Origin of the sequence: Marinobacter sp. (genome assembly GCF_039977835.1) — a bacterium.
Taxonomy (GTDB): Bacteria; Pseudomonadota; Gammaproteobacteria; order Pseudomonadales; family Oleiphilaceae; genus Marinobacter.
In genome coordinates, this window is the sequence record NZ_JBDWCL010000019.1 from 1 (window position 1) to 8,284 (window position 8,284).

An 8,284-nucleotide genomic window follows, 5' to 3' on the forward strand; every position below is an offset into this window, starting at 1 on the left:
GGCCTTATCTGGAGCACCTAAAAGTGCCATAGAGGCCAATCTGGACTCCCTGATGACCACCTAACGGTCAAACTCGGGAAACCAAGCGAACAGACAACGTTAAATAACGCCTGTCAGGTGCAAGTCCGACAGGCTGCTAGGCAAGATTTACAATGGTCAAGGAGTGCTGGCCCCCTGATCTAACTTCACATAATCACAAGCCGTCCAGAAACGTGTCAATGGCCATTTATTTTGACCCACCTTTGGCCAATAAAATTGACCCACCTTTCATAGTCTAGCTTGTAACTTTCTGCTTCAGTCGATAGCTTTCTCCTCCCAACATAAAGATGTGTGAATGATGGATTACCCGGTCAATGATCGGCACCGCCACGTTGTCGTCGTGGAAGAACTCGCCCCAACTGGTGAAGTCCTTGTTGGTGGTCAGGATGATGGACCGGTATTCGTAAAGGCTGTTGATCAGCTGGAACAGGTTGTAGCGGGCCTGCCGGGTCATGGGCAGGTAGCCCAGCTCATCGATGATCAGCAGGTCGTACTTGGCCAACTGGCTGACCCGCTTTTTTAGCTCACCCTTCATTTCGGCCAGTTCCAGCTCTTCCACCAGATCCAAGGCGTTGCGGAACAACACCCGGTAACCGGCTTCCACTGCCTTGTGGCCAATGCCGATGGCCAGGTGGGTCTTGCCCACACCCGGCGGGCCGATAAACACCAGGTTGTTCCGTTCGTCGAGGAACTGGAAGTCCAGCAAGGCGTTCACCTGGCGCTTGTTAATGGTGGTCTGGTGCCGGTAGTCGAAGCCCTCCAGGCGCTTCTCCGCTGGGAACGCAGCCATCTTCCGGTTCCGGCGGATACGTTTGTCCTGGCGCTGAGTCATCTCATGTTCGGCAAGCCTGTCCGCGAAGCTCAGATAAGACATCTCGTTGGCTTCTGCCTCAGCCAGCAGATTCGTTAATTCATCGGCGGCTGCGCTCAGACGCAGGCTGCGGTATCGGGCCACGGTTTGCTCAAGCTGGCTCATGGGTCACCCCCTGGCCACTGGAGTGGCCAAGACGCTGGTAGGCACTCAGATCCAATGCTTGCTTGGGTTGCGGTAACGGCTCCGGCTGTCGCTCCCGCAGAACGGCGGCCTGGGCCGCTTCCAGGTAGCTTTGCAGTCGTGTGGCGGTCATGCCGGGGCGCTCTGCCAGCGTCGTGATCAACACGGGATCCACGGGTTCGTGGCGCTTGAGCAAGTCGCGGGCAGCCACCAACTGATCCTTGTAGATCTTGGGCTCGGAGCGTTTGAGCTGCTGGCACAACCGATGCCCGACATCACTGCCGATCCGGGCGCTGATGTCGGCTTCCAGCTTGCTCACGCGCTGGGCATGATCCCGGTAGTGATGGGTGTTCTTGATCACCTTGCCCTTGTCCGTACACAGGCCATGACTGGCGATGACGTCGCCTGTGCTCAGGTCGCTGATGTGCAGTTGGCCGCCGGACTCCAGAACGCCCACCCGGGCCTGTTGCCAGGCCATGGGCACGGAGTATTTGTTGGCCTTCCAGGCGATCAGGCCGGTCTTGTCGGCTCTTCGTGTCTCCCGGGCCACAGACTGCACGCACGCCGGTGACAGATAGGCCGCCAGATGTTCTCGTTCATCCTGCTCGAACCGCTCCCGGGGTGGTTCTCCGGTGGTGCCGTGGATGCGGACATTGGCCACACTCTCAACCCAGTCCTGCACGTGCTGACACACGTGTTCCTGGTCCCGGAAGACCTCGCCGTAAAGGCAGTCCTGTTTGACGTATTTTACGCCGGCTTCCACCTTGCCCTTGCTCTCCGGGTCATAGCCTTCGCAGGCATGGATCCGGAACCCGGCGGTGGTGGCATACTCATGGAAACGTTGGTTGAGAGTCAGTTCCCGGTACTGCTCGTTGATCACCACCAGCTTGGTCTGATCGTAAACGCATTCCTCCGGCAGACCGCCAAAGTACCGCAAGGCTTCATCGTGGAGCTGGATAAAGGTCTGGGTGTCCAGAGGGCGGAAGGCCAAGCCCACGTACATCAGCCGCGAGTAGGACAGCACGAACACCACGAAGTGCAGCGTGCGCTCTTCGCCACCGATCAACACACCACGTAACTCGCCAGGGTCCACCTGACACTGAACACCGGGGACGTCATCCAGGATGGGCTCGTAGTAGCGCATCTGGGCCGAGGCCACTTCCTCCTTGAGTGCTCGCACATAACGGCGAATGGAGCGATCTGAGGCCGGTAAGTCGCCGACCTTTGCCTGAAGCTTACGGGCAATCTTGACGGCGCTGAGCTTGGGAAATTGCTTGAGCAAATGCACCAGGTAATCCCGGTGATCGTCGAGGCGCTTGCTCCGCGAGGGATCTGCAAACTGCTCTGTGATCGCATCCACCTCCATCCGCAAATACTTGCGTACCGTGTTCCGGGATAACCCCAGTTCCTGGCTGATGGCGCGGATCGACAGTCCTTTACCGTTATCGTGCAGTGCCTTGATCTTGTGTATCACAACCCACTCCTTCACTGACATGCCCCCGGCCATCGATAAAAGCGGGGGACAGTAGCTGGTTCTGTGGCCTGACGGCCACTCGGAGGTGGGTCAAAATTAATGGCCAGTAGTGGGTCACTTTAATTGGCCACTAACAAAACGCGAGCAATCCCGTGGATGGCTTGAAGCGAGCTGTCGCCACCGTGGGTGGTTGCAGTGCAGCCAGAGCATGCTCTTTCATCTTCAGGTCGGCCTCCAGATATTGGTGGGTGGTCACCACGCTCTCGTGTCCCAGCCACAGTGCGATAACGGTAATGTCTACACCGGCCTGAAGCAGGTGCATGGCAGTCGTATGCCGAATGGAGTGAGATGAGACACACTTGCCGTTAAGGGAGTGGCAACCTTGGGCTGCGGCCTGTGTGGCCTCGTACAGACGGGAAGCAACACCAGAGCGTGTCATAGGCTGATTGTAGCGGTTCGGGAAGAGCGGCTGTTGAGGCTCTGGCCCTATCTATCCGAGGCAACCAGTTACGCAGTAGTCTGGACGTGCGTTTCCATAATGGCACCACTCGCTCCTTGCGCCCCTTGCCGTGTAAGTGCAGGGCCCGGCCGTGCTCGCGCTCCAGATCCATGCGGCGTACCGCAATGATTTCTGAAACACGAGCACCCGTATTGTAGAGCGTGGTCAATAATATACGATCGCGTTGCCCGCTCCAGGTATGGCTATCCGGTGCCTGCAAGATTGCCTCCATCTCGACACGGGAAAGGAAACCGACCAATGGCCGGTCAAAACGCTTCATGGGAATCGCCAGTACCTGTTGAATCACGGGCAGTGCCGTAGGCTCTTCGACCGCCGCATAGTGTAGGAAAGCGCGGATGGCAGCGAGCCGCGCATTGCGACTACGCACAGTATTGTGCCGTTGAGCTTCCAGATCATCGAGAAAAGCCAAAATCAGCGGGGCCTTGAGGTCGGAGAGCGATAGTTGATAAACGGGTTTGCCGGCATGTGCCTCAGCGAAGCGCAACAATAATCGGAAGGCATCGCGGTAACTGCTCACGGTGCGGGAGCTGGCTTGGCGCTGTTGCATCAGGCGCTGACAAAAGAACGCCTGGAGCAATCGAGCCAGGTCCGTGTTGGTTGTTGAAGAAGTCATGACGTCACCTCCTCGTCACTGGACGTCGCCACGCACTCAAAGCGTTCGGCGGCGATAGCCATCAATGCCGGGATGGCGGTCAAATACCAATAGGTGTCTGTCACCTTGACGTGTCCAAGATAGGTCGTCAGCAATGGCATGGCCCAATGAACATCAATGCCCTCCTGATACCATCTGAGCAGTCGGTTGCAGGCGAAGGTGTGGCGCAGGTCATAGAGCCGCGGTCGCGGCTGCAATTCTCGATCCCACCCAAGCTGCGCGCGGATACGCTGAAAAGCATGTAAAACATGTGTGTAGCACAGGGCCCGCCCATCATCGCGCAGGAAGAAATCTGGGGGTCGCGGTGGCGGTAGAAGTTGGTCGCGCAGACAAGCATACGCGGTCATCGCCTGGATGACCGTGGGGTGCAAGGGCACGTAGCGAGACTTGCGGAACTTGGTCTGGCGCACAGTCAGCAGGCCCTGACCCAGGTCGACATCTCCCTGCTGTAGATGTAGGGCTTCGGATACCCTGAGCCCCGTCGCTGCCAAAAGGCCCAGCAAGCACTTCATGGAGGCGGGGCGCAGGCCCTGCATGGGTTCGAGGGTTGCGGCTGCCGCCAACAGCTGCGTTAGTTCTTCATCGGTATAGATATGGGGCGGGAGCCGACGATGGGCAGGACCAAGCAACCGGACAGGCGGAACCTGCGTCTCGACCTCGAACGGCACACAGAACTTGGCCAGGGCGCGGACGATCTCCAACCGGCGGGCACGGCCTATCGGCCCGCTGCGCTGGGACGCGCAGGCCCAGGCCAGTGCTAGATCTATGGTGATAGCACCGTTGTGTCCCTGTGCATCGGCAAAACTGGCAAACCGCTGCAACTGCTCCCCCTCGATACGCAGGGCGAAGCCGAGTCGGCGGCGCACCGTTAAGTAATCCGCAACTCGCTCTTGCATCGTCAACCACCGGTTCATGGCTGCCTCCCCGGCCACGGAAGGGCCACGCGAGCAAGCTGGGGCAAATTTACCTTGGTATAAATTAAAGTCGTGTCGATGTTGCGGTGACCTAGCACATCCGCCACTTCCTTGAGCGGGACACCGCCTTGTACCATGCGAGCGGCTGCCGTGTGTCGCAGAATGTGGGTGCCAGACCATGGTAATCCGGCACGCACGTAGGCTCGGCGAATGGCGCCGCGCACCGTGGTGTTGGTGGCCGACTGACCTACCGGTGCGCGATGCAGAACGAATACCGCGCGGGTGGGGACCACCGGGCGCCCGTGACGCAGGTAATCAGCCAGTGCGCCGCCGGTGAGCTGTGGCAGTGGCAGTTGTCCCTCCCGACGGCTCTTGTTACCGGACAGGCGGATCGTCGCACTTCTCCAGTCAACATCATCCAAACTCAGGTTCGCGATTTCCTGGCATCGCAGACCGAGGTCCGCCAAGCAACGGGCCATGGCGTAGTCACGCCGCCCAACGGGAGTATGGCGATCAAAGGCATACCAGAAACGTTTGAGCTCCGCAGTGCTGAGGCTGGGTGGCAGTGGGGCCAACGACCAGGTCGCGGGCCGGGGCACGGCGGGAATCAGGTTCGTACTGTCATGGCCCTGGAGCTGAAGAAAGCGCAAAAATGTGCGTAACGAATAGGCAAGGACACCAACACTCGCGGGTATCAGGCTGCGAGCCTGATCATTCACAAACTGAAGGAGCGCATCGGCCGTGATCCGGCAGAAGTCCACCGGGGTATCTCCATACAACTCTCGGAGGAAGGCACGAGCGTAACGACGGTGATACCAGCGTGTGGCGGCTGTCAATCCACATACCTGCTCCAGATAACCATCGAATCTTGCCACTGCTGTCTCAATGGCGAGAGACGCCAACGGCATGGACGGTCTGAGCCGATTCTCGCCCCGCATTAGCAGTAGCTGGTTAAGGGATGCTCGCATGCTCTTGAAATCCATGCTGCCGGGATGTGGACAGCGGCAAGCAGGTACATGCTCAATGAGAAAGTGGGACACGCTCGGGGCGTCGATGCGCGGTCGCACGCTACCCGCTTCATGTTGCCACCGCAAAAAATGCGCGGCCACAGAGCAGTAAAGATACAGCGTTCGGTTAGCGTAACCTCGCTCCACGAGGTACGAATGAAGCTCCTGAATCAGCGCAATCCGCTCGTCCACATTAGAGGGGGTGTTGACTGAATCCCAACTGGGAACATGCTTGGACATGGGTACTCTCCTTAATCGTGCATCAAGGGGTGAACCCACATTGTTATGCGCAGTTATGCTCTCCAGAGCAAACAGGATAAAGCGTGAATTGCAGTCTCGTCAGTGGTGCCCGGCGGCGCAACTGCACATAATCGAGGGCTGCGCATAAGAACGATTATGCTGAGCTCAGCATAACCGTTCCAACTGGCTGTTCGCAGGGTCACTGCGCAGTGGCCAGCGTGCTGCCGCTGTGATGACACTGATCCAGTCCGCGAAGCTGAACGGGCATGATCCGTATGCCTACCTGAAGGATGTGCTGACCCGACTGCCGACGCAGAAAAACAACGCCATCGACGAGCTATTGCCCCACAACTGGATGCCGGCTATACCTGACAAGGCGTGATGGCCGGACGTGTATGGACTCCTCCTCTATTGCAAGCACTTTGTTTGATCACGATAAGGTACGACTGCCTACGTGTATCCGGTCTCTATAATGATGCCCTGTATATGAGCATCGGCCCCTGATGGGCTATTCGCATGCTGGTTCCCAAACGCTTACACGAGCTTGTGGGCTCCTCGTCCGGTAGGGGTTTCCCAGCATCGGTTCTACCTGGTCGCCATCAATCAAACTGCTCTGCAATCGTGGTGGTCTTCTCCTTAAAGTTTGCCGGAGCGGTCCCTTCTCAATTTATAGCGCTGCTGCTGCCAGCCTTGAATCAAATTCCATGTCATGGCGAACCAGCGCCCAAGCCATCCGTGCCGTTTTGTTTGCCAACGCCACGGTGGATACATTGGCATGCTTCCGCGCCCGTAGTGCTTTGATCCAATGACTTAGGTTGTCCTCTTTATCGTCCACGCGGCAGAGGACGGCTCGTGCTCCATGGACCAGCAACTTCCTCAGATAACCGTCGCCTCGCTTGCTGATGCCGAGCAGGCGATCTCGCCCCCCGGTACTATGTTGCCTGGGAGTCAGACCTAATGACGCGGCGAAGTCACGTCCTCTATGGAATGCTTTTCCATTCCCCAAGGCCCCAGCCAGGGCGCTGGCCGTCAATGGCCCGACGCCACGCAGCGTTATCAGTTTGCTTGCGACGGGGTCTTGCTGAACACTCTGAGAAATTTGTTCGTCAAGTGAAGTAATTCGGTCATCGAGGTGACGAAGATCCTCCGCCAGACCATTCAACAGAATGCGAAAGGCATCAGTCAGGCCATTTTTGGCATCTTCCAACCAGCAGGGTAACGCTTTGCGCAATTGCTGGATGCCTACCGGAGCAACGATGCCATATTCACCCACAAGGCCCCGAATTTGGTTAGACTTTGCTGTTCGTTGTCCGACCAATTCTTCCCGAATCCGGTGAGTGGCCTGAATGTCTTGCTGGACTACCGTTTTAATCGACACGAATCTCATATGCGGGCGACTCATTGCCTCGCAGATGGCCGCAGCGTCGACCCGATCATTCTTGTTGCTCTTCACGTAAGGCTTAACAAACTGAGCAGCAACTAATCTCACATGATACCCCCGAGCTTGGAGCTGCCGCGCCCAGTGATGGGAGGAAGCACAGGCCTCAATGCCAATTTCAGCACCAACGGGTACGCGTCTGCATAAAGCATCCAGCCATTTCTGGCGAGAGTATTTGCCGGTCCAGAGAACTTGATCATGACGGTCAACGCCATGAACATGAAAAACTGATTTTGCAATGTCGACGCCAACTCGGGTAATGGTCATGTGGAATTCTCCTCATCCTCACGATGGTGGTTTGCCTCACTCATCATTATGGCGTGTTGACGCCGGAGTTAGGCGAGGAGGAGTCCATCCCATTGCTTACAGAGGACTTGCCCCTTCAAGAATTGCACCGCACCCGGTGCGGTGCAAAAAAAGGAAAGATCAGAAAAAACGCGATCAACCCATCAGAACTTATACATCGCCATGGCTTGGAATCGAACAGCGCTGCCCTCGGCACCGCTCACAACTTCACGGCTGTGGTGTCCCACTTCGATGCCGTAACTAACGTCTTTAATAGGTTCCCATATGTAGTTTACATAGGCACTCTGGAACATTTCATTCTGATTCTCAACGGAGAGTCCAGCTGCCTCTGCATCATCCCAGTCTGCGGTTGCTATGCCGTAAACCAGGTTCACCGTGCCGGCACCAGCATTGATACTGGTGCCGAGAGTGCCGCCTAGTGCCTTAACCGTTTCCACCTCCTGCGCGCTGGGGTCGTAGAAGCTAGACGCTGCTGGACTACCATACATATATCCGCCAACACCATCGCCGTAAACCACGGCCCCCTGGATGCTCACCACAGGTTCGAGAGTGAGTTTGGCCGCTAGCAGCCTGTCGGACTTAACCACGCAGTGTCGAAGTGAGATAATCAATACAACAGGGGCCATAACCGGACTTCAATGATGGGACATTTTGTACTTGCTGATCGGGACACTGACTTCCTGCTTCCCCCTTCCATTCA

8 protein-coding genes and 1 pseudogene are annotated in these 8,284 nt (G+C 57.2%); 1 reads left to right on the plus strand and 8 read right to left on the minus strand.

Going from position 1 to position 8,284, the window contains the following annotated elements:
* Positions 1 to 274: 274 nt before the first annotated feature.
* The 6 genes from istB to ABJM11_RS07585 form a co-directional block, all read right to left on the minus strand.
* Positions 275 to 1,015, minus strand: a complete 741-nt coding sequence (gene istB / locus ABJM11_RS07560) for an IS21-like element helper ATPase IstB (RefSeq protein ID WP_213480005.1) — start codon at positions 1,013 to 1,015, stop codon at positions 275 to 277.
* Entirely contained in the window at positions 1,002 to 2,507 is a 1,506-nt protein-coding gene (gene istA, locus ABJM11_RS07565) for an IS21 family transposase (protein WP_188437810.1), read from the minus strand. Before istA ends, istB begins: the two co-directional genes overlap by 14 nt.
* A gap of 130 nt (positions 2,508 to 2,637) precedes the next feature.
* Positions 2,638 to 2,946 (minus strand): tyrosine-type recombinase/integrase, encoded by a 309-nt coding sequence (locus ABJM11_RS07570; RefSeq protein WP_348296694.1) that lies wholly within the window; start codon positions 2,944 to 2,946, stop codon positions 2,638 to 2,640.
* On the minus strand, positions 2,873 to 3,640 hold the full coding sequence (locus tag ABJM11_RS07575) for a tyrosine-type recombinase/integrase (RefSeq protein ID WP_348296695.1): 768 nt from the start codon (positions 3,638 to 3,640) through the stop codon (positions 2,873 to 2,875). The genes ABJM11_RS07570 and ABJM11_RS07575 overlap by 74 nt, the downstream gene beginning before the upstream one ends.
* Complete coding sequence (locus tag ABJM11_RS07580; protein WP_348296696.1) at positions 3,637 to 4,593, minus strand: tyrosine-type recombinase/integrase; 957 nt, start codon at positions 4,591 to 4,593, stop codon at positions 3,637 to 3,639. Before ABJM11_RS07580 ends, ABJM11_RS07575 begins: the two co-directional genes overlap by 4 nt.
* Positions 4,590 to 5,840, minus strand: coding sequence for a site-specific integrase (locus tag ABJM11_RS07585; RefSeq protein ID WP_348296697.1), 1,251 nt, complete (start codon positions 5,838 to 5,840; stop codon positions 4,590 to 4,592). Before ABJM11_RS07585 ends, ABJM11_RS07580 begins: the two co-directional genes overlap by 4 nt.
* Positions 5,841 to 6,015: 175 nt before the next feature.
* Between ABJM11_RS07585 and ABJM11_RS07590 the strand changes: the two are divergent.
* Positions 6,016 to 6,222, plus strand: a pseudogene (locus ABJM11_RS07590) (transposase domain-containing protein); the annotation flags it as partial.
* A gap of 285 nt (positions 6,223 to 6,507) precedes the next feature.
* Here the strand turns inward: ABJM11_RS07590 and ABJM11_RS07595 are convergent.
* Both ABJM11_RS07595 and ABJM11_RS07600 read right to left on the minus strand, forming a co-directional pair.
* Positions 6,508 to 7,545, minus strand: a complete 1,038-nt coding sequence (locus tag ABJM11_RS07595; RefSeq protein ID WP_348296698.1) for an IS110 family transposase — start codon at positions 7,543 to 7,545, stop codon at positions 6,508 to 6,510.
* A 182-nt stretch (positions 7,546 to 7,727) separates the two neighbouring features.
* On the minus strand, positions 7,728 to 8,210 hold the full coding sequence (locus ABJM11_RS07600) for a hypothetical protein (RefSeq protein ID WP_348296699.1): 483 nt from the start codon (positions 8,208 to 8,210) through the stop codon (positions 7,728 to 7,730).
* Between the last annotated feature and the right edge of the window lie 74 nt (positions 8,211 to 8,284).

Coding starts and splice junctions, on each gene's coding strand:
- ABJM11_RS07575 (WP_348296695.1), bottom strand. CDS start 3,640: ATGACTTCTTCAACAACCAACACGGACCTGGCTCGATTGCTCCAGGCG.
- ABJM11_RS07585 (WP_348296697.1), bottom strand. CDS start 5,840: ATGTCCAAGCATGTTCCCAGTTGGGATTCAGTCAACACCCCCTCTAAT.
- ABJM11_RS07580 (WP_348296696.1), bottom strand. CDS start 4,593: ATGAACCGGTGGTTGACGATGCAAGAGCGAGTTGCGGATTACTTAACG.
- istB (WP_213480005.1), bottom strand. CDS start 1,015: ATGAGCCAGCTTGAGCAAACCGTGGCCCGATACCGCAGCCTGCGTCTG.
- ABJM11_RS07600 (WP_348296699.1), bottom strand. CDS start 8,210: ATGGCCCCTGTTGTATTGATTATCTCACTTCGACACTGCGTGGTTAAG.
- ABJM11_RS07595 (WP_348296698.1), bottom strand. CDS start 7,545: ATGACCATTACCCGAGTTGGCGTCGACATTGCAAAATCAGTTTTTCAT.
- ABJM11_RS07570 (WP_348296694.1), bottom strand. CDS start 2,946: ATGACACGCTCTGGTGTTGCTTCCCGTCTGTACGAGGCCACACAGGCC.